The 20,999-nt window shown below is 68.8% G+C and carries 20 protein-coding genes; 9 read left to right on the top strand and 11 right to left on the bottom strand.

The annotated features are described in order from the left end of the window. Positions 1–2: 2 nt before the first annotated feature. The 3 genes from RJT50_RS01725 to RJT50_RS01715 all read right to left on the bottom strand — a co-directional run bounded on the left by RJT50_RS01725 (position 3) and on the right by RJT50_RS01715 (position 3,714). Positions 3–914: an ABC transporter permease gene (locus RJT50_RS01725; protein WP_313693481.1), complete on the bottom strand. Its 912-nt coding sequence runs from the start codon at positions 912–914 to the stop codon at positions 3–5. Next, positions 914–1,906 carry an ABC transporter permease gene (locus tag RJT50_RS01720; protein ID WP_313693479.1) on the bottom strand — a complete coding sequence of 331 codons (993 nt, stop codon included), beginning with the start codon at positions 1,904–1,906 and terminating at the stop codon, positions 914–916. Before RJT50_RS01720 ends, RJT50_RS01725 begins: the two co-directional genes overlap by 1 nt. A gap of 89 nt (positions 1,907–1,995) precedes the next feature. Further along, positions 1,996–3,714 (bottom strand): ABC transporter substrate-binding protein, encoded by a 1,719-nt coding sequence (locus RJT50_RS01715; protein WP_313693476.1) that lies wholly within the window; start codon positions 3,712–3,714, stop codon positions 1,996–1,998. 156 nt (positions 3,715–3,870) lie between these two features. Here RJT50_RS01715 and RJT50_RS01710 point away from each other — a divergent pair, with 156 nt between their 5' ends. Then, a complete protein-coding gene (locus tag RJT50_RS01710) occupies positions 3,871–5,358 on the top strand; it encodes an aldehyde dehydrogenase family protein (RefSeq protein WP_313693473.1) in 1,488 nt (495 codons plus the stop codon). Positions 5,359–5,402: 44 nt separating this feature from the next. Here the strand turns inward: RJT50_RS01710 and RJT50_RS01705 are convergent, their stop codons facing one another. Beyond that, entirely contained in the window at positions 5,403–6,209 is an 807-nt protein-coding gene (locus RJT50_RS01705; RefSeq protein WP_313693471.1) for a creatininase family protein, read from the bottom strand. 244 nt (positions 6,210–6,453) lie between these two features. On the opposite strand from RJT50_RS01705, the gene RJT50_RS01700 reads away from it, so the two are divergent. Together RJT50_RS01700 and RJT50_RS01695 are read left to right on the top strand one after the other, a co-directional pair. Next, on the top strand, positions 6,454–7,857 hold the full coding sequence (locus tag RJT50_RS01700) for an aspartate aminotransferase family protein (protein ID WP_313693469.1): 1,404 nt from the start codon (positions 6,454–6,456) through the stop codon (positions 7,855–7,857). A 142-nt stretch (positions 7,858–7,999) separates the two neighbouring features. Then, on the top strand, positions 8,000–9,538 hold the full coding sequence (locus RJT50_RS01695; protein WP_313693468.1) for a M81 family metallopeptidase: 1,539 nt from the start codon (positions 8,000–8,002) through the stop codon (positions 9,536–9,538). 36 nt (positions 9,539–9,574) lie between these two features. Here the strand turns inward: RJT50_RS01695 and RJT50_RS01690 are convergent, their stop codons facing one another. After that, complete coding sequence (locus RJT50_RS01690; RefSeq protein ID WP_313693466.1) at positions 9,575–9,952, bottom strand: RidA family protein; 378 nt, start codon at positions 9,950–9,952, stop codon at positions 9,575–9,577. 250 nt (positions 9,953–10,202) lie between these two features. Between RJT50_RS01690 and RJT50_RS01685 the strand changes: the two genes are divergently transcribed. From RJT50_RS01685 to RJT50_RS01675, 3 genes are all read left to right on the top strand, one after another. Further along, positions 10,203–10,964 (top strand): IclR family transcriptional regulator, encoded by a 762-nt coding sequence (locus RJT50_RS01685; protein WP_313693463.1) that lies wholly within the window; start codon positions 10,203–10,205, stop codon positions 10,962–10,964. Positions 10,965–11,655: 691 nt separating this feature from the next. Further along, a complete protein-coding gene (locus tag RJT50_RS01680) occupies positions 11,656–12,495 on the top strand; it encodes a hypothetical protein (protein WP_313693461.1) in 840 nt (279 codons plus the stop codon). Between the two features lie 59 nt (positions 12,496–12,554). After that, positions 12,555–12,839, top strand: a complete 285-nt coding sequence (locus RJT50_RS01675) for a DUF5808 domain-containing protein (protein WP_313693458.1) — start codon at positions 12,555–12,557, stop codon at positions 12,837–12,839. A gap of 30 nt (positions 12,840–12,869) precedes the next feature. Here RJT50_RS01675 and RJT50_RS01670 read toward each other — a convergent pair whose 3' ends face one another. After that, positions 12,870–13,283 (bottom strand): hypothetical protein, encoded by a 414-nt coding sequence (locus tag RJT50_RS01670; RefSeq protein WP_313693457.1) that lies wholly within the window; start codon positions 13,281–13,283, stop codon positions 12,870–12,872. Between the two features lie 301 nt (positions 13,284–13,584). Between RJT50_RS01670 and RJT50_RS01665 the strand changes: the two genes are divergently transcribed. Together RJT50_RS01665 and corA are read left to right on the top strand one after the other, a co-directional pair. Continuing rightward, a complete protein-coding gene (locus RJT50_RS01665) occupies positions 13,585–13,749 on the top strand; it encodes a hypothetical protein (protein ID WP_313693456.1) in 165 nt (54 codons plus the stop codon). After that, positions 13,746–14,711, top strand: coding sequence for a magnesium/cobalt transporter CorA (corA, locus tag RJT50_RS01660; protein ID WP_313693454.1), 966 nt, complete (start codon positions 13,746–13,748; stop codon positions 14,709–14,711). Before RJT50_RS01665 ends, corA begins: the two co-directional genes overlap by 4 nt. An 80-nt stretch (positions 14,712–14,791) precedes the next feature. Here corA and RJT50_RS01655 read toward each other — a convergent pair whose 3' ends face one another. The 4 genes from RJT50_RS01655 to RJT50_RS01640 all read right to left on the bottom strand — a co-directional run bounded on the left by RJT50_RS01655 (position 14,792) and on the right by RJT50_RS01640 (position 18,172). Further along, on the bottom strand, positions 14,792–15,052 hold the full coding sequence (locus RJT50_RS01655) for a lipoyl domain-containing protein (RefSeq protein WP_313693451.1): 261 nt from the start codon (positions 15,050–15,052) through the stop codon (positions 14,792–14,794). Between the two features lie 64 nt (positions 15,053–15,116). After that, positions 15,117–16,100, bottom strand: coding sequence for an alpha-ketoacid dehydrogenase subunit beta (locus RJT50_RS01650; RefSeq protein ID WP_313695896.1), 984 nt, complete (start codon positions 16,098–16,100; stop codon positions 15,117–15,119). A 173-nt stretch (positions 16,101–16,273) separates the two neighbouring features. Continuing rightward, positions 16,274–17,278, bottom strand: a complete 1,005-nt coding sequence (locus RJT50_RS01645) for a thiamine pyrophosphate-dependent dehydrogenase E1 component subunit alpha (protein WP_313695894.1) — start codon at positions 17,276–17,278, stop codon at positions 16,274–16,276. Between the two features lie 270 nt (positions 17,279–17,548). Then, the gene (locus RJT50_RS01640; RefSeq protein WP_313693449.1) at positions 17,549–18,172 is read right to left on the bottom strand and encodes a PGF-CTERM sorting domain-containing protein; all 624 of its coding nucleotides are present in this window, start codon (positions 18,170–18,172) and stop codon (positions 17,549–17,551) included. Between the two features lie 195 nt (positions 18,173–18,367). Here RJT50_RS01640 and RJT50_RS01635 point away from each other — a divergent pair, with 195 nt between their 5' ends. Next, on the top strand, positions 18,368–19,618 hold the full coding sequence (locus tag RJT50_RS01635; RefSeq protein ID WP_313695893.1) for an MBL fold metallo-hydrolase: 1,251 nt from the start codon (positions 18,368–18,370) through the stop codon (positions 19,616–19,618). 36 nt (positions 19,619–19,654) lie between these two features. Here RJT50_RS01635 and RJT50_RS01630 read toward each other — a convergent pair whose 3' ends face one another. Then, on the bottom strand, positions 19,655–20,968 hold the full coding sequence (locus RJT50_RS01630) for a hydroxyacid-oxoacid transhydrogenase (RefSeq protein ID WP_313693448.1): 1,314 nt from the start codon (positions 20,966–20,968) through the stop codon (positions 19,655–19,657). Between the last annotated feature and the right edge of the window lie 31 nt (positions 20,969–20,999).

Genomic DNA, 20,999 nt, shown 5'->3' with positions numbered 1-20,999 from the left:
AGTCACCTGATCTGCGGGTTGGTCACGTCCTCGATGCCACGCGAGATGTAGAAGAACGACACGACGAGCGCCGTGATGGACAGCCCCGGCGGGAGCACCCACCACCACGCGACCGCGATGGCGCCACTGGAGAACGTGAGCTGGAGCATGACGCCCCAGCTCATCATCTCGGTCGCCCCGAGCCCGAGGAACGAGATGCCCGCCTCCAGCAGGATCGCCGAGCCCATCACGAACGTCCCCTCGACGAGCATGATCGGCACCAGGATCGGCGCGATGTGGACGAACATGATGCGGAGGTCGCTCGCGCCCGAGGCCCGCGCGGCCTTCACGAACGGCTGTTCGGCGAGCGACATCGTCTCGGACCTGATGAGGCGGGCCGACGTCCGCCAGAGCACGAGGATCATCGCGATGATGACCGTCCAGACGGAGCTCCCGTAGAACAGCGCGACGACCAGGACGAGCGGCGTCGCCGGGATCGCGTAGAGGACGTCCACGACGCGCATGAGGACCAGGTCGATCGTCCCCTTGTAGTAGCCGGCGACGAGCCCGACGGTCGTCCCGATGGCGACCACCGAGAGCCCGGAGAGGAACCCGACCAGCAGCGAGACCTGGCTCCCGTAGATCCACTGGCTCAGGATGTCCTGGCCGAGGTGGTTCGTCCCCATCGGGTACTCGGCGCTCGGGGGCTGGAGCGTCGCGGGCGTCCCCTCGTCGTTGTACACCGTCTCGGTCGGCTCGTAGGGCGCGAGCACCGGCGCGAAGATCGCCATGAACAGCGTCAGCGCCACGACGGCGGCCCCGACCATCGCCATCCGGTTCTCGCGGAAGACGGCGACCGCCTCGACCAGCCGCGAGCGGTAGTGCTCGAACTGGATCCGCTGGCTCCGCGAGAGCCGACCGAGGACGACTTCCATCACGTTTCCACCCCCGAGTCGGCGACGCGCGGGTCGATGTACACCGACAGCACGTCGACCAGGAAGTTCAGGAGGATGATGGCGACCGAGATGATCGTGAACGCGCCCTGTGCGACCGGGTAGTCGCTCGCGCGGACCGCGTTCCACATCGCCTGGCCGACCCCGGGCCAGGAGAACACCGTCTCGAGGATGATCGACCCGCCGAAGGCGAAGCCGAACGCGAGCGCCATGTAGTGGACCAGCGGGAGCAGCGCGTTACGGGCCCCGTGCCGGTACATGATCGTCCGCTCGTCGAGCCCCTCGGCGCGCTTCAGCTTGATGAAGTCCGAGCCGATGAGGTCGATCATGTTGTTCCGCATGATGAGCGTCGGCTGGCTCAGCCGCCAGAGCGCGAAGATGGCGATGGGGAGGATCGCGTGCCTGAGAAAGCCCACCGAGAAGAAGCGATCCACAAGCGACGTCTCCGTGTACGTCGCCGAGTGCATCCCCGCCGCGGGCAGCCAGCCGAGCCAGAACGAGAACACCATGATGCTCAACATGCCCGTCCAGAAGATGGGCGCGGCGAAGGCGATCAGGACGGCCCCGGTGCCGTACGCGTCGATGCTCTCGTTGCGGTTCCACGCGAAGTTGGCGCCGATGAACGGGCCGAACGTGAACGCGAGCAGCAGCGCCGGCACCGTGATCGAGAGGGTGTTCAACGTCTTGTTGAGCAGGAACGGGACGACCGGGCTCCCGTGCTGGAACGAGATGCCCAGGTTCCCCTGGGCCACGTTCTGGAGGTAGACGACGTACTGGACGTGCAGCGGTTCGGTGAGCCCGTGCTGTGCGAGCAATGCCTGCCGTTCGGCCTCCGAGAACCGCGGCGAGACGAGCTGGCTGGCGGGGTTGCCGGGCATCAGCCGGAACAGCAGGAACAGGATGGTGATCACCGCGAACAGCGAGATCAGCATCAGCGCGAACCGCTGCAGGACGAACTTCAGTTTCTGGTTCATTGGTGTGGAATCGACCTCCGGGGGGCTGGCGTCGGAACCGTCTGTGCGTTCGGTGGCGCGGACATCCGTAAATAGGTTTGGGGGCCTGTTCAGTCGCTGACGCTTACGTACTCGGTCGTGGGCTCCCAGTCGACCGGCTTCATGAGCGTGTCACCCTCGTACCGGAACCCGCTCTCCTCCAGCAGGCTCCTAGCCTGCTGCAGGCTGAACTCGTAGGCCGCCACGTCCGGGTTGTGGTACCCCTCGTTCGCGGGCGCGACGGGCGACTTCGCGGGCTGTGCGTACCCCTGGTGGACGGTCTGTGCGATCTCGGTCCGGTTGAGCGCGTACGCCATCGCCTGCCGGACGAGCACGTCGTTGAACGGCTCGTTGTTCACGTTGAAGAACAGGCCGTTCGCCTGGATGCTCGGGTTCTCGATCGCCTCGGCCGTGTCGCTGTTCTGGGCGCGCTGCCAGTCGGTGTAGCCGAGCCCCTGCGTGAACGTGGCGTTGCCGTTGATGACGTCGCCGACCGCCGTCGAGTTCGTCCCGTAGATGTTGTAGACGATGGAGTCGAAGTCGTACTCGCCGGCCGCGTAGTGGTCGGCGTGCTTCTCGAAGACGATCCGGTTCCCCGGCTCGTAGTTGACCATCCGGAAGGGCCCACTGCCCGTCATGTCCGGGTTCTCCCACTGGCCGGGGTGATCGAGGTCGTTCTCCGCGGTGACGCCCTCCCAGACGTGCTGGGGGATGATCGGGACGCGGTACATGCTGACCGGGATGAACCCCGCGAACGGGTTCGAGAGGGTGAACCGGATCGAGTTCTCGCCGGTGACCTCGGAGCTCTCGTACGGCTCGATGTCCGAGGCGAGATACGGGATGCCGTGTTCGGTCGCGTAGTCCCAGGTGAACTTGACGTCCTCGGGGGTGACGGGCTCGCCGTCGTGCCAGGTCATCCCCGACCGGAGCGTCACGTCGATGGTGGTGTCGTCGACGACCTCCCAGCTCTCGGCCGCGCCCTCGGCGATGGGCCGGCCGGTGGTGGACATCTGCACCAGCGGGTCGTAGTTGAGCTTGTGCAGGAAGACGGCCGCCGGCCCGGTGTGGGACATGAAGTTCGGGTACTGCTCGGGCGGCGCGGTCGTCGCGAACACGACCGTGCCGTCGCCGGCCTGCCGCGTCGCCGACTTCAGGGTGGTCGGGTTGAAGTAGGCCCACTCGCCGACCATCGGGTCCCACCCCGAGAACTCCTCGGTGTTGTGTGCGATGAGCGAGGACGGGTGGGTCGTGAACGCGGTCGGGACGTTCCGTGCGAGGATCTCCTGACAACGGTAGGCGAGCTCCTGGCGCGCGTCCTCGTCCATCTCGCTGGCGAAGTTCTCGACGGCCTGGTCGTACTCGTCGCTGACGAAGTTCGAGAAGTTCCCGCCGTCGGGCCCCGCGTACTGGGAGTGGAAGCTGAAGTAGAGGTTGTAGTAGGGGAACAGCCGCTCGACGGTGTTGGACCAGCCGATGTTCGCGATGTCGTAGTCCTTCGCGAACAGGGTGTTCACCCACTGGCCGGACTCGTAGACGCTCTCGTCGAACTGGAAGCCGATCTCCTCGAGCATCCCCATCGCCTGCTGGGCCTCCTCGTAGTAGCCGGGGTTGTCCTCGCGCGAGAGGGTGAGCCACGATACGGCGTCCACCTCCTCGTACTCGACGCCTGGCTCGGGAGTCTGAGTCTCCGCTGGCGTGGCGTCACCCCCGTCTCCCTGACAGCCGGCGAGTCCGACCAGGGAACCTGTCACTGCCGCTCTCTTCAGGAACTTGCGCCTGTGGCTAGGCATACCATGACACTCCAACTAGGAGTATATAATTCTAACTACAGGCGCGGCGGGAGTCAGACGGGTCGCGGTTCCGCGTCCGCCGAACGCGCCGGCGGGGCGACCCGGGATCCGTCGAGGCCACCGGAATTTAACTCGGGGCGACGCGACCCCCCGAGCATGGGATCGAACAGCCGACCGTCCGAGTACGACCTCCCGGTGGAGGAGTACGGACTGTACATCGACGGGGAGTGGAGGGACGCGAGCGAGACGGAGCGGGCGAGAAGCCCCGCGACGGGCGACACGATCGGGTCGGTCGCCAGGGGGACGGCCGAGGACGTCGCCGAGGCGGTCGCGGCCGCCGGTGAGGCGCAGGCGGAACTCGCGTCGATGACCGCGTTCGAGCGCGCGGACATGGTCCACGAACTCGCGGCGGCCCTCGACGCGGAGCGCGACTCGCTCGCCCGCTGGCTCTCCGCGGACCAGGGCAAGCCGCTCGCCGAGGCGCGGGTCGAACTGGAACTGGCGGCCGAGATGTACCGCGACGCCGCCGAGAACGTCAAACGGGCGGGCGGCGAGACGATCCCCGCCGAGGACCCCGACACGCGAATCTTCACGATCCGACAGCCCCACGGGGTGTACGGCGTCATCACGCCCTGGAACTACCCGGTGACGATCCCCAGCGAGTATCTCGGCCCCGGACTCGGGGTCGGCAACGCTGTCGTCTGGGTGCCGGCGCCGTCGACGTCGGTCATCTCCGTGAAACTGGTCGAGGCGTTCGCCGGGACGTCGCTCCCCGACGGGGCCCTGAACCTCGTCACGGGCGACGGGCCGGTGGTGGGCGAGGCCGTCGTCACCGACCCGGGCACCGACGCCGTCGGCTTCACCGGGAGCCCCGAGACGGGCGACCTCGTTGCGCGGAACGCGGGCGCGAAGCCGACGCTGCTCGAACTCGGCGGGAACGGCCCCGTGATCGTCCTCGACGACGCCGACGTCGAGCGGGCCGCACGGACCGTGGCGAACGGCTGTTTCACCAACGCCGGCCAGATCTGCACGGCGAGCGAACGAATCCTCGTCCACGAGGACGTCCACGAGGAGTTCCGCGACCTGCTCGTCGCACACGCCGCGGACGTCTCGCTTGGCCACCCGCTCGACGAATCGACCGACATGGGGCCGCTCAACAACCGGGACGTCGCCGAGAAGATGCACGACCACGTCGATGACGCGGTCGCCCAGGGTGCGGACCTGCTCCACGGCGGGTCGCTCGACGACGACCGGCCGACCGACCTGTACTACGAGCCGACGGTGCTCGACGGCGTGACTCCGGGGATGCTCACCAACGAGCGGGAGACGTTCGGCCCCATCGCGCCGATCATCACGTTCGGCGAGTACGACGAGGCGATCCGGATCACGAACGACGTCGACCTCGGCCTCTCGAGCGGCGTGTTCACCGAGACGATCTCGACGATGTACTACTTCGCCGAGCGGCTGGAGACGGGGCTCGTCAACGTCAACGAGGGGAGCGCCCACTGGGAGACACACACCCCGGTCGGCGGACACTCGGGCACGAACAGCGGGGTTGGCCGGATCGGCGGCCGCTACACGATCGACGAGATGAGCCAGGTGAAGAACGTCACCGTGAACGTCGGAGCCGACCGGCAGTCGTAGGCGGATCGTCGTCGGCCCCCGACCGGAGCGTCGCCGTCCGTCGCCTACGACCGGTTTCTGTCGTGGACGTCGCGCAGCACCGACTCGAGTTCGTCGCCGAGCCGGTCGTACAGTCGCTCGCCCTTCTCGGCCGAGGCGAGGTCCGGGCGGCCGATCGCACCGCTGGCGGAGTACTCCTCGAACCCGCGGTACACCGCGAGCGGGCCGCCCTCGAACATGTCGCTGATCCCCGTTTCGTACGGCTCGTCCATCTCGGTCGCCGGGCGGTCGCCGTCGCCGACGAGTTCCTCCCGCAGGTACAGCATGAGCGACGTCTCGAACTCGCCGCCGTGGCCCATCCCCCCGAGTTCGCTGTCCCGGATCTCGCCGACGAACTCGGCCGCGAGCCGGAAGTACGTCAGTCCCAGCACCTCGACGTCGGGCTGTGCCGTGCCGATGGTGCTGACCGCCCCGTTCAGGAGCGAGACGTTCCCGCCGTGGCCGTTCAACAGGAGCAGCGCGTCGAACCCGTTCTCGAGCGCCGTGGTCGCGACGTCTTCGAGCACCCGGTGCATGTGGTCGAACTCCAGGGAGACCGTCCCGCCGAACGAGAGATGGTGTGGCGAGTAGCCGCTCCACAGCGGCGGCAGGACGAGGATCGGCACGTCGTCAGCGACGCGTTCCGCGCCCAGCGCCGCGATCTCGGCGACGAGGACGGAGTCGGTCGAGACGGGGAGGTGCTCGCCGTGCTGTTCCATGCTGCCGACCGGGACGACGAGCACCGAGCCGTCCCGGGAGGCGATCTCCCGGATCTCCCCGGCGGTGTGGCTCCCCCAGGCGGTACGGCCGGTCGCGGTAACGTCGGGCTCCATGGCTGGCACTCTCCCAGCGACGACAAAAGGGTTTACCCGTCCTCCGGTGTCGGGCCACGCCCGGCGTCCGGTATCTGCGGCGTTCGCCGTTCGCGGGGCGATCGTCGAACGATCCACAGTCGCGGCGTAGAAAACTTGACGAATGTGCGCTAAATCGTGAATAAGTGGTCGAACGTCACTCTCGACCGCCGAGGGTCGTTGCTGGCTGCGGAATTTTTATTAACGTCCTTGGTAACGGTTGTCCATGGGTAAGCACTCGGCACGGGAGCCATCAGTATCCAGAGCGGAGCACGAGCCGTACGGGGCCCGGGGGCTGGACGAGTTTTCCCGGTCCCTGGCGCTCCAGCGGGCGGCCGACGGGGAGCTCCCCGAAGCCACGTCGTCGAACTACCGGGGCAAGAGCTCGTACGCCCCGTACCCGATGATCTACATGCGGGAGGGCGACGGCGCCGAACTCACCGACGTCGACGGGAACACGTATCTCGACTTCCACTGTGGCGTCTCCTCGATCATCAACGGCCACGGGCCGGCGGCCCAGCGGGCGGCGGTGAAACGGCAGGTCGACCGCGGCGCGTACTTCGCGACGACGTACGAGCGGGAACTCGAGGCCGCGGAACTGCTCAACGACATGGTCCCGGCCAGCGACCTGACCAAGTTCATCAGCACGGGCACGGAGGGGATCATGAGCGCGCTCAGGCTCGCACGCGCCTACACGGGTAAGGAGAAGGTCCTCAAGTTCGAGGGGATGTACCACGGGCACACGGACTACGCGCTCGTCAACGTCCACCCCGACGTGGAGAGCCTCGGGACGCGGTCGAACCCGACGCGGATCCCCGAGACGACGGGAGTCCCGCGGGCGACGATGGAGACGGTCGAGTCGATCCCGTGGAACGACGCCGCACTGCTGGAACAGAAACTCGAACGGGACGGCGACGAGATCGCCGCGGTGGTGACCGAGGCCGTCATGAGCAACAGCGGCCTGCTCTGGCCGGACGACGGCTACCTCGCGGACCTCCGGCGGCTGACCCGCGAGCACGACGTGCTGCTCATCCTCGACGAGGTGGTGACCGGGTTCCGGATGGGCCTCCAGGGCGCGCAGGGCTACTTCGACGTCGACCCCGACCTCGCGGTGTTCGGCAAGGCGATGGCGAACGGCTACCCCTGTGCGGCGCTGACCGGGCGGGAGGACGTGATGCGGTTCCTCGAGGCGGGGTCGGACAGGGCGACGTTCATGGGGACGTTCTCCGGGAACCCGCTCGTCGTCGCCGCCGCGCACGCAAACCTCGAACTGCTGCAGGAGACGGGCGAAAGCGGCTACGCCGACCTGTACGAGCGGGGCGAGCGACTGACCGGGGGGCTCCGCGAGATCATCGGCGACGCCGGCCACGACGTGTTCGTCCCCGAGTTCGGCGGCTTCTTCTACGTCCACTTCACGGACGGCGAGAGCGACCCGGCGGAGTGGCGCGAGTGGCGGGACCTCGCCCCGCACACCGAGGAGGAGCCGTACGAGCGGTTCGCGAGCGCCATGATCGGAGAGGGCATCTTCCTCCCCCCGAAGACCGGCCGCATCAACCTGATGCACGCCCACACGGACGCCCACATCGACGAGGCGCTCGAGGCGGCCAAGGAAGCGATCACGCAGGTGTAGCGTCCCGGCCGAGGGTCGACGGTTTCCGGGAATCGACGCGTCCCGGGGTCGATGCGTTCCGGAAATCGACGCCTTCCGGGCTGACGGCCCGACCGGGGGAAACTATATTAGGACGATTCGCCCTTTCCGTAACGCCGGGTCAATGACACACACAGTCCTCGTCGGCGCGTTCGCCCACGAAACGAACACGTTCGTCCCCGAACCGGTCACCAGGGACGACTTCCAGAAGAGACAGGAGTACCTCTCGGAGGGGGTCCGGGAGAACCTGCGCGGCACCGAAACCGCGGTCGGCGGTGTCATCGACGTTGCCGACGAGGCGGGCGTCGACCTCGTTCACACCGTCTCGGCCTTCGCGACCCCGGGCGGGGTCGTCGAGGATGAGACGTACGAGTTCTACAGCGACCGCATCCTGGCGGGCGCCCGCGAGCACGGGGACGACCTCGACGGGGTCGTCCTGCCGCTCCACGGCGCGATGGTCTCGGAGACGCACACGGACGGCGAAGGACCGCTCGTCGAGGCGGTCCGGGACGTGGTGGGAGCGGAGGTCCCCATCGTGGTGACGCTCGACCTCCACGCCAACGTCTCCGAGCGGATGGTCGCGGCCGCGGACGCGCTGGTCGCCTACGAGACGTACCCCCACCTGGACAAGGCGGAGACGGGTCGCAGGGGGATGCGACTCCTCGTCCGCGCCATCGAGGGTGACGTCTCGCCGACGATGCACCTCGAACGGCCGCCCATCATCGCCTACCAGCCGAAGGCGTACACGCCCGAGGGGCCGATGGCGGAGGTGATGGCCCGCGCGAGGGAACTCGAAGGACGCGACGGCGTCCTCAAGGTGAACGTCCTCCCCGGGTTCTACCACGCCGACATCCCGGAGATGGGCTTTACCGTCCCCGTGGTCACCGACGACGACCCGGACCTGGCACGCGAGGTGTCACGCGAGATGGCGGAACTCGCCTGGGAGATGCGCGAGGAGTTCGTCGAGGAGTACCCGAAACCGCCGGAAGCGATCCGGAAGGCCCGGGAGCTCGCCGCCGACCACGGCCCCGAGGACGGGCCGATCGTCATGGCGGAGTTCGGGTCCAACCCCGGCGGCGGCGGCGCGTCCAACGGGACGACCGTCCTCCGAGAGATGCTCGACCAGGGCGTCGAGGACGCGGGCTGGGCCATCATGTACGACCCGGAGGCCGTCGACGACTGCCTCGCGGCCGGCGTCGGCAACCGGGTCACCACGACGATCGGGGGCAAGTCCGACGACCGCCACGGCGAGCCGATCGCGGACGTCGACGGCTACGTCAAGGCGATTACGGACGGCGAATACGTGAACACGGGCACCTCCCACTCGGGGAAGGGAGTGCGAAACCACGTCGGCACGACGGTCCGGTTCCAGTGTGGCCGGGACGACTCGGTCACGGTGGTGCTGGCGAAAACGCGGGCCTCGGCGTTCGACGCGGAGATCTGGCGCCACGTCGGGCAGCCGCCCGAACGGCTCTCGATGATCTGCATCCCGAGCCTGATCGCGTTCCTCGGGGACTACGGTCCGATGTCGAGCGAGGTGATCCTCATCGACACGCCCGGCACGAGCGCCGTGAACCCGGCCCGGTTCGACTACTCGCGGATCCCGCGGCCGCTCTTCCCGCTGGACGAGATGGCCGAGGACGCCTACCCCGACTGGACGTAACGCCCGCGGGGACGCACCTTCGACGCTCGGTTGCGCTCACTCCTCGACCGCGGCGATGACGTCGATCTCGACCATGATCTCGACGGGCAGGTTCACCACCTCCATCGCCGTCCGCGCGGGGAACGGCCGGGAGAGTCTCGCCCCGTACGCCTCGTTGACGCGGTCGTAGTGCTCGATGTCGTCGAGATACACCGTCGCCTTGAGCACCGAATCCAGCGAGGAGCCGCCGGCGTGCAGGATCCGTTCGACGTTGTCGAGCGTCCGGTCCGTCTGCTCGCCTGGCGTCTCGCCGACTATCTCGCCCGTCTCGACGTCGAGGGGTCCCTGCCCCGAGACGTAGACGGTGTCCCCGTGTCGGATCGCCTCCGAGAAGGGGAGGTCGCTCTCTGCCGCCCGTGACTGGACTCGCTCCATGGACCAGGATTCGCCGACTGCTACTTAACGGCTCCCCCCGGGCCCGGCGGTCGGTCAGTCCGAACCCGCGTTCCGCGATGCCGGACGGAAGACCCGCCCAGTGGAGGAAGCCCACGGGGAACGGTTCGAAAAACCACGGACCCACCGCTTCGTCCGGTGGTTTCGGGGAAATCGGCGGCGCTCGCCGGGACGGTCGCGTCCGGCCCTGCGGAACAGTTAAGGGGAAGCCGCCCCCGGGACGAGATAACACATGACAGGACGTTCCTCGCGGGTCAAATCGCTCGAAACCGGGTTTCGGATCTTCGAAGCCCTCGAACGGCTCGGCCGCGCCGGCGTCACCGAACTGGCGACCGAGACGGGCGTCGCCAAGAGCACCGTCCACGATCACCTCACGACGATGGTGGACGCGGGCTACGTGATCAAGGATGACGGCGAGTACCGGATGGGGCTGAAGTTCCTCCACCACGGCGGGCACCGGCGGGACAACATGAGCCTGTACGAGTTCGCACGCCCGGAGCTCCGGGAGCTGGCGGCCCACACCGGCGAACTGGTGAACCTAGTCACCGAGGAGCGGGGCAAGGGGGTGTATCTCGACCTCAAGCGGGGCGAGAACGCGGTCAACCTCGACTCCTTCCTGGGAAAGCGGGAGCACCTGCACTCGACCGCGGTCGGCAAGGTCATCCTGGCCAACCGGCCCGAATCCTTCGTCGACGAGGTGATCGAGCGACACGGCCTCCCGCGGGAGACCGAGAACACGGTCGGGACGCGGGAGGAGCTGCTCGACCGCCTCGACGCGGTCCGGGACCGCGGGTTCGCGCTCGACCGGGAGGAGCGGCTCAAGGGACTCTGCTGTGTCGCCGCTCCCATCACCGACGACGATGAGTACGCGCTCGGCGCGCTCAGCATCTCGGGGCCGAAAAACCGGATGCAGTCGGGGCGATTGGAGAACGAACTCGCCGACCGGGTCACGCAGGTCGCCAACGTGATCGAGGTGAACCTGGCGTACTCATGACCCGCGTCCGGTATGACGGAACAAGTCGACTGATCGCGGAAGCCCTCGCCGACCAGTTCGCGGGACCATCCCGCCGACTGGAGGGCGCCCCCGTGGTCCAGGGAGAGGAAATTACACTCCTATCCCTGTAACGGAACATTCGTAGGAGATATCTAAAACTCTATTATAAAGTAGAGCTGGTGTATTCATGTGGTGATTCTTCATCTCCAAATGATAGACCTCATATTGCAGTATTTATGTGGATTTGTAGTGAATTCCCGATATAATCAGAATTATCCAAACTTATATTCTAGATTAAAAGTATAGATATCAATTGAAACGTGAATGTTCTCGTAGTGGTTCTTCGTATCAGATGATATCTGATGTTTCGAACGTCCCCGGCGACCGGCGAACACCGGCACGTCGCCGCCGACGAATCGGGCTTTGGGAGCGGAGCGTGCGTTCCGATTCCGACTCGTCTCCATGATCATCCCGGCCCCCGTCCTGCTCGTCGACGGCAGCCGTCCTCGCTCCGTCTCGTCCGTCTCCGACGACCTCGGACCGATCCCGCGTCGGCGAGGAGACGGGTCACCGGCGATCACCGGAACGAGCGCCCGATGTGACGTTCGACGCGGGACACTGCCCGATGCTGTACCCGGGGATTTTCCACCCGGCCGACGGGTTGACGTTCGCTCCGACCCCCTTTCGCTCCGTGACAGATGCGGGTGAGCACGGGGAGCTGATCTCCTTCGTCGCGACCGGCGAGGACGGGACGCTCGAGGTCAGGGACGAGCTCGAGTCCCAGCGGCTTCGACTCACCGTCCCGGATCTCGCCGAGTTCACCCCGGCCGCGACGGAGTCGTTCCGGTTCCCCGTCGACGACGCCGTCGCGCTCACGACGCTGCTCGCGGCGGGATCGGACGCCCCGGACGCGCTCTACTACGAACCGGCCGGGGACGGGGCGGTCCCGGACGCCGTCGTGGCGGCGCTCGCCGCCGAGCGGTGTCCGCCCGTCGTGCTGGCCGGCGCGCCGCTCGCCCCCGAGCAGGAGCGCCGGCTGGTGGCGTCCGGGCTCGTCGCCGGGCTCTCGTTCGGCCGACGCCCGACGGTCGCGGCGCTCGGCCGGGGCGCGTCGATGCTCCTCCTCGGTCACGGCCTCGAACGGAGCGCGGCGCTCGCGGACCTGCCGCCCGAGCGCCGGGCGTTCGGGGCACCGGGGACGGTGCTCGTGCGCCGGGAACACGGGCTCGGCCCGATCGAACTCGACGTCCGCTCGCGGACGGAGGACGACCACGTGGTCGTCCGGACGGTCCGGCCCGTCGGGCCGTTCTCGCCGGGGAGCGTGACGCGCGTCCGGAACGAGAACCCCGACGACAGCTACCACCTCGTCGGTACCCCCATGCCGCAGGCTCACGTCCACTCGACGGCGGAGGTCGTCGACCTGCTCGTCGACGACGACTTCGTGGTCCGGCTGAACGGGGACGTCTATCGGGGCGAGGACGATGCCACCGCGGCCCTCGTGCGCGAGTCGGCACGGGAGGCGGGCGACTGACGGCGTCGGTGCCGACCGCGGCCAAAACGATTTATCACCCGCCGCCGTTATCCCGCTACATGGCTGACAAGCCCGAGTCCGGCGACCTGTTCGGCGTCCCGTACAACTTCGAGCGGCCGAGCATCCGCCGGCTCCTCTCGTCGTACTGGCAGCCCGGGGAGGGCATGCTCGTGGAGAAGCCGTTCGGCATCGGCTACACGCTGAACCTGGCGAACTGGCGCTCGTGGGCCGTACTCGTGGTCGCGGGCGCGCTCCTGTTTCAGGAGCGCAACGCGGGTTCGGCGTCCGCGGAGGCGGACGGATCCGAGGACGGCCCCGTCGAGGTCATCGTCGACGACGACTGAGGTCCCCGAGTTCTCCCGCGTCGTTCGGGCTCACTCGCCCCAGTCGTCCGAGCGGGCGCGCCGTCGCCACCGGCGCTGCTGGTCCCGCTCGGTGACGTGATAGCGCCCGTCGGCGAGGTCAGCCCGCAGCGCCGACTCGAACGCCTCCATCTCGTCGACGAACCCCTCGCGGAACGCCTCCACGAGTTCGTACGTCCAGGCGTCCTCCACCGCGCCGGCCGGGAGCAACTCGTCCCGGAGGACGTTCGCGAACTCGTCGTGGCCGGCCTCGCGGAGCAGCGACTCGGCCCGCTCGAACTTCTCCATCGCGTGGCCCGTGCGGTGGTGACAGGCGAGCAGGTCGCCGTACGCGCGGAACACGTGCTCGATGCCGAGTTGAGCGTCGTGGAGGGCCTCGCGCTCGGTCTCGGTGAGGCTCGGTTCGCTGTCGCCGTTCGGGGGCATGCGTCGGGATAGGTGCCGAACGCGTGTCAAATTTTGCCCGGAAGTCCGAAGGATGCAGGCCCGGCCAGCCGTCCGGCGCGCGTGACGGCGAGCCCCGGAGGGGCGAGCGGACGCGCGAGAGGGACGAGACGCGCAGGCGAGCGGAGCGAGCCGAGGAGCGCAGCGCGGTCCGGGGTTCGCGTACCCAGGTGGGGGCTTTCGAGCTGGTCGTCACCGAATCGGACACCTCGAGTGCACCAACAACTCACCACCACAGAAGAATGCCCGAACGGTTACCACCCAGCGAACCCATGCCGAGCGCATGAACCGGACGTTCCTCGCGTCGCTCGGCCTCACGGGCCTCTCGCTGGTCGGCTACGTCGCCGGGACGGTCGCGTCCTACCCCGGCCGCGAGGCCAGCATCGCCGGCCTGCTCGCGGGCGTGACGCTCGCGGCGGTGACGTACGGCCGGGAGGGAGAGTCGTGACCCGCTCGCTGTCCTACACCCCAGACGGGGTCGCCGCGTACGACGACCTCGGGGAGGCCATCGAGGCCCCCGGAACCACCTGGGCGACCGTCGCGTCGGCCGACCGCGCAGACCTCGACGCCGTCGCCGAGCGGTTCGACGTCCACCCGCTCCACGTCGAGGACGTGCTGAATGACGTCCGGCCGAAGACCGAGGTGCTCGACGAGTACACGTTCCTGCTGGTGAAGGCCGCCCGCTTCCGCGTCGGCGAGACGACGTTCCTCGAGGAGATCCGCACCCAGCAGGTGGGCATCTTCATCGGCGACGACTGGCTGGTGACGATGACCGCCGAGGCGGTCGCGCCCGTCGACGACGTCTGGGACCGGGTGGCGGCCGACGAGCGCCGCGTGCTCTCCCGGGGCGCCGACTACGCGGGCTATCTCGTGTTCGACCGGATCGTCGACGGCTACTTCGACCTGCTCGACGAACTCGAGGACGACATCGAGACCGTCGAGGAGCGGGTCGTCGAGGCGCCCGACCCGGAGACGCTCGCGCTCATCAACGACCTCCGCCGGGAACTGCTCTCCATCCGGCGGGTCGTCTGGCCGAGCCGCGACGCCGCGAACGCGCTCTACCGCGGTGACGCCGACCACGTCACCGAGCCCATCGAGAAGTACTACCGCGACGTGTACGACCACCTCGTGCAGGTGGTCGAGTTGACCGAGACGTACCGCGACCTGACCGCCGGCGCGCGGGACATCTACCTCAACACGCTCTCACAGTCGACCAACGAGGTGATGCGACGGCTGACGGTCGTCGCCACGGTCGTCCTGCCGCTCACGCTCGTCGCCGGCGTGTTCGGCATGAACTTCGAGGCGATGCCCGAACTGTCGTGGCCGTACGCCTACCACGCGACGATGCTCGGGATGGCCGCCGTCGCGGTCATCCTCACCGCGTACTTCAGTCGGGAGGGCTGGCTGTAGCCCGGAGCCCGGACGCTCGCCACCGACGACGCCGACCGTGTCCGACGATGCCGACCGTGTCCGACGACGACGCCTCCCGACTACTCGGTCCGAATCCGCCCCAGGGTGTCGCCGCGACGGAACTCGCCGTTCTCGGGGACGGTCTGCTCGACGAGTTCGCCCGACGCGGGCGCGGGCACGTCGACGCTCACCTTCTCGATCTGGATCTCACACAGCGTGTCGTCGACCTCGACCGCGGCCCCCTCCCGGACGAACCACGTCGCCACGACCGCCTCCTCGACGTCGGCGGCGTCCGCGGGCCAGACGTCGGCCGAGTCGACCGCGACGGTCGACTCGCTCACGGCCCCCACCTCGTTCGGGTCCGGGCGACGGATTCGCAGGGTGTGAGCCGGCTTCGGCCCACCCTCATTCGAGCGCGGAGCGCACGGCGGCGGCGACGTCCTCGCCGTCCGGGTTCACCTCCTCCTCCAGCGGCCTGGCGTACGGGATGGGGACGTCCGGCATCGCCACCCGCTCGACCGCCTCCAGGGCGTCGAGGTTCGACTCCGCGGCGCGGGCGACGATCTCGCCCGTGAGGCCGAACGACCGGTAGTCCTCGTCGACGACGACCAGCCGGCCGGTCTTCTCGACCGAGTCCAGCATCGTCTCCTCGTCGAGCGGGACGAGCGTCCGGAGGTCGATCACCTCGGCGTCGATGCCGTCCTCGGCGAGGTCCTCGGCGGCGTCGAGCGCCCGGTGGACGTGGAGGCCGAGCGTGACCACGGTCACGTCCCCGCCCTCGCGCTTCACGTCCGCCTCGCCGAACGGGATGGTGTACTCCTCCTCCGGGACGGCCGTCTTCGGTCCCGGCGGCGCGGGCATCCAGGCGAGGCCCATCAGCCGCTTGTGGAACATGTAGACGACCGGGTCGTCGTCACGGATGGCCCCGTGCATCAGCCCCTTCGCGTCGTAGGCCGTGCTCGGGACGACCACCTTCATGCCGGGGAGGTGCGTGAACGTGCCGTACAGCGTCTGGGAGTGCTGGGCGGCGTCGTTGTAGCCGCCGCCGACGGCGGTCATGAGCACCATCGGGACGTTCACCGCCCCGCCCGACATGTACGTGTTCTTGGCCATCCCGTTGTAGATCTGGTCCATCGCGACGCCGAAGAAGTCCGCGAACATCAGCTCGACGATCGGCCGCATGCCGGCCTGTGCGGCCCCGACGCCGGCGCCGATGAAGCCCGTCTCGCTGATGGGGACGTCCATGACCCGGTCGTGTCCGAACTCCTCGAGCAGCCCCTGCGTGCTGTCGAAGATGCCGCCGTAGTCGGCGACGTCCTCGCCCATGACGAACACCTCCTCGTCGGCCGCCATCTCGGTCCGGATGGCCTCGACCATCGCGCGGCTCATCGTGAGTTCGCGCCCGCCGGCGTCGGCCTCCCGGGCGTCGGACTCCCGTTCTGCCTCCCCCGCGTCCGTTTCGTGTTCCTCCCGAGGGCCGGACTCGTGCTCCGCCGCCGCCTCCTGCTCCGCCGCCGCGGCCTCGGACTCGTCGCCCTCCCGTTCGGGGTCCTGGGTCGCCATCAGTCGTCACCTCCGGCGTCGGCCGCGGCGGCGTCGCTCGCCCCGGGCGGGTTCACGAACGCGTCCTCGTACGCCTCCTCCGGGTCGGGCTGTGGCTGTTCCTTCGCGTACGCGATGGCGTCCTCGACGCGTGACTCGGCCGTCTCGCGCAGCTCCTCGAGCTCGTCGTCACTCACGCCCGCGTCGCGGAGGTCGTCCGCGAGGCGGTCGATGGGGTCCATGCGCCGGAGCCGCGGCACCTCCTCGTCGGGGCGATACGTCTCGGGGTCGCCCATGAAGTGGCCCATGTGGCGGTGGACCTGCACCTCCAGCAGCGTCGGGCCGTTGCCGGCGCGGGCGCGCTCGATGGCCCCGTCGGCCGCCTCGTACACCGCGACGGCGTCGTTGTAGTCGACGCGCTCGCCGGGCATCTCGAACCCCTCCGCACGCTTTGCGCCGTTGGAGACGTTCGTCACGCGCTCCTTCGGCATGCTGATCGCCCAGTCGTTGTCCTCGACGACGAACACGACCGGAAGGTCGTGGAGGCTCGCCAGGTTGAGCGACTCCAGGAACCCGCCCTGGCTGATGGCGCCCTCGCCCAGATACGACACGGCGACGCTGTCCTCGCCGCGCTTTTTCGCCGCCAGCGCGGCGCCGACCGCGGGCGGACAGCCCTGCGCGATGATGCCGCTGCACGCGAAGTTCACGTCCGGGTCGAACAGGTGCATGTGCCCGCCCTTCCCCTTGCAGAGGCCCGTTTGTCGGCCGAATATCTCCGCGGTCATCCGGTCAAGGTCGACGCCCTTGGCGATGGCGACGTGGTGGGGACGGTGGGGCGCGGTGACCGTGTCGTCCTCGCGGAGGTGCTGGCAGACGCCGACAGCCGCCGGTTCCTGCCCCGCGGCGAGGTGGAGTTCGCCGGGAATCTGGCCCGCCGAGATGTCGAACGCCGGCTGTTTCCCCTCCAGATACTCCTCCTGTAACCGCTCCTCGTAGTGGCGCGCGGTCACCATGTCCGTGAACATGGCTCTGAGCGCTGTCTCCGTTATCATGGGGTACGTTCACGAATCACACGAGAGTCCCAATCAACGTTCGGCAGCGATAGTTGGCAGACTGCGGCCAGGTACCGACGGATTGGCGACGGTCGGCGGCTCGGGAACTGCGACGAAAAGACGATCTGTGACCGCGTCAGCCCGGTGGTCGTCCGGACGGTACGATCCGCGACCGCGACGGCCCGAATCGGGTCAGCCTCGCCGCGCGAGGCGATGGATCACCCCGAAGCGCGACGCGGCGAATCAGACCCGGCGACGCGCGAGCAGCGCGACGCTCAGCAGGGCGAGCACGCCGGCCGTGACGCCGAGACCCGGCCCGGTCGTGGTCGAGCCATCGCCGCTGCCGCCGTCACTGCTGCCGTCACCGCCGCTTCCGGTATCGCTCCCGTTGCCGCCCTCGCTCATGGCGACCTCGCGGCTCGAGAAGTGGTTCACCGCGACGAGCACGTCCGCGCTCGCCTCGGCGCTCGAGGACTGCTGGACGAGGAACTTCGAGGTGTCGCCGCCGTTCGCGGCGCTCTCGAGTTCGCCGTAGGAGGACGCCCGCGCGGCCGCCTCACCGTCGACGGTCACCTGCACGTCCTCGGCCGAACTGATCGCCTCCTCCGAGACCGAGGTGATGAGGACCTTCCCCTGCTCCTTTGAGCGCTCGACGGTCATCTCGACGGTGCCCTCGCTCCGCTCGGTCACCTCGACGGTCGTGTCCTCGCCGTACGTGACGACGTCGGTCGCGAGTTCGCCGCCGCTCTCGCTCCCCGACTCCGCGGCGCTCATGACGTAGACCTCCGCGGTCGCCGTCCCGTCCGCGATGAGCCGTTCCTGCCGCTCGTCCTGCTGGGATCGCTCGTCGGGGTACGACCGGAACACGAGCGTGCCGTCCTGGCCGAGGACGGCCTCGTCGAGCGCGAGCGCGACGGCCGGTCGGTGTACAGCAGGCTGACGCCCGAAGTCGAGGACGCGCTCGGGAACGCTGACGGCTCCGGCCGGCGACCGCGCCGGGCGTGAACGCGTCCGAGCGCGAAACCGATGGAGGAAAACCGCTCCGCCGCGGAGGTGGGTGCGATGGACGTCCAGTTCCTCGGCGGCGCCGGCGAGGTCGGTCGCAGCGCCGTGCTCGTCGACGAGTCGCTCCTCCTCGATTACGGGACGAAGACGGCGACGCCGCCCCAGTACCCCCTCGGCTCGGCCGGGGGCGGTCGCGGGGTCGACCCCAACGCGGTCGTCGTCTCCCACGGCCACCTCGACCACGTCGGCGCGGTGCCGGCGCTGCTCTCGGGGGAGGCCCGCCCCGAGATCCACTGGACGCCGCCGACCCGCGAACTCGCGCTCACGCTCGCCCGCGACACGCTGAAGCTGCACGGCAACAGCCCGCGGTGCCCGTTCACCGGCGAGGACGTCCGCCGGATCGGCGAGGTGTCGGTCGAACACGGCTACGGCGAGCCGTTCGAGGCCGCCGGCTACGAGGTGACGTTCTTCGAGGCGGGCCACATCCCCGGGAGCGCGCACGTTATCGTTGACGACGGGGACACCCGACTGCTCTACACGGGCGATTTTCACACCGACGATCAGAGACTGGTGTCGGGCACGACAGCCCGCCCCGACGCGGACGTCGTCATCTGTGAGAGCACGTACTCGGACGTCGAACACGAGGACCGCACGGCCATCGAGGAACGCTTCGCCGAGAGCGTGAAGACGACGCTCTGGGAGGGCGGCACCGTGATCGTCCCCGCGTTCGCCATCGGACGGACGCAGGAACTGATGCTCATCTGTGAGGCCTACGACGTGCCCTGTTACGTCGACGGGATGGGCACTGAGGTGACCGAGATGCTGCGGCAGTACCCCGAATTCGTCCGCAACGCCGATGCACTTCGTCGTGCGACGTCACACGCCCGGGTCGTCACCGGCCGCGACGGCCAGCGGGAGCGCATCGTCGACCAGCGGGCGGCGATCATCACCACCAGCGGGATGCTGTCTGGCGGCCCCGCCATGACGTACATCCCGGCGATTCGCGCGAACCCGACGAACAAGATCACGCTGACCGGCTACCAGGTCGAGGGCACCCCCGGGCGGAGCCTGCTGGAGACCGGGAGCGCGGAGATCGACGGGCGCGTGATGCCGGTCAGCGCTCGCGTGGAGCAGTACGACTTTTCGGCACACGCCGACCGAAGCGGGCTCTTAGACTTCCTGGAGTCGTACCGCGACGCCGAGGTGCTGGTGAACCACGGCGACCGCTGTGAGGCGTTCGCCGAGGAGTTACGCGCGGACGGCTACGACGCGAGCGCGCCGGAACTCGGCGCGCGGGTGACGGTCTGAGACGCACCGAGCGGACGGAGTGAGATGCCCTCCCCGTCACTCCCAGTTGTGCAGCGACTCCCGGAAGATGTCCGCCACGTCCGCCTTCGTCACCGGCCGGGGGTTACAGCGGAGCAGGCGCTGTTGGGTGTCGACCGTCTGGCCCGCCAGCCAGTCGATCTCCTCCTCGGTCACGTCGGCAAGTTCGTGCAGGCCGCTCGGCAGGACGTTCAGGTCGCGCTGGAGGCGCACGAACTCCTCGCGGGCCTCGTCGGCCGCCTCGCGGGTCCCCATCCCGTCCGTGTTCGCCCCGAGCAGCTCGGCCACCCGCGCGAACCGCTCGGGGTCGCTGGCGACGTTGTAGCCGAGCGTGCTCGCCGGGGTGAGCACGGCGATGGTCTCGCCGTGGAACGTGTGGTACCGGTTGCCGACGGGGTACGCCATCGCGTGACAGAGGCTCGCGCCCGCCGTCAGGCCGGCGATGGCGCCGTACAGCGCGCCCTTCAACATCGCGCCCCGGGCCTCGAGGTCGTCGCCGTTGTTGACGACGCGCCGGACGTTGCCCGAGAGGAGCGAGATCGCCCGTTCGCTGAACATCTCGGTGAAGCCCGTCCGGCCGGCGTACACCGGGCGGTCCGCGGGGTCCTCCGGACGCAGGAGTTCGTCGAAGGCGTGTGTCGTGTACCCCTCGATGGCGTGCCCGAGCGCGTCCATCGCCGTCTTCGCGGTGAGTTCGGGCGGCAGCGTCGTCGTGAGCGTCGGGTCGAGCAGCGCGGCGTCGGCGCGGACGTTCGCGCTGGAGATGCCCTCCTTGATCTCCTTCTCCTCGACCGAGAGGATGGCGACCGGCGAGATCTCGGAGCCGGTTCCGGCGGTCGTCGGCACCAGCACCAGCGGCGGGCCGTGGTCGGTCAGCGCCTCCCCCTCGCCGGTCGGCTCGGCGACGTAGTCCAGGATCTCGCCGCCGTTGGCGACGACCGACCGGGTCGTCTTCGCGGTGTCGAGACAGCTCCCGCCGCCGAGGCCGACGTAGAAGTCGTAGCCGTCCGCGCCCATCTCCTCGCGGACGAACGAGATGCAGCCCTCGACGTCCCGGATCGACGGCTCCCGCTCCGTACCGTCGTACACGTCCACGTCGTAGCCGGCAGCCTCGACGTGGTCAGCGACCCGGCCCGCGTGGCCGAGGTCGACGAGCGTCTCGTCGGTGACGATCAGCCCCCGTGCGTCCGCGTCGGCCCCCACGGAGTCGAGCTGTGTGCCGATCTCCTCGACCGCGCCGGGGCCGACCCGAAGCTGCGGGATCTCGACGTTCCAGACGGTCTCGGGCGCGAGTTCGTGCGGGCTTGCCGAGACCGATCGCTCGTAGCTCACCGGGGCCACCTCGCGGGAACTGCCGGCGTGG

The sequence above is a fragment of the Halobaculum sp. XH14 genome, assembly GCF_032116555.1.
GTDB lineage: Archaea > Halobacteriota > Halobacteria > Halobacteriales > Haloferacaceae > Halorarum > Halorarum halobium.
Note: the sequence above shows the minus strand (reverse complement) of the source record. Positions and strands in the feature narration are given on the sequence as shown.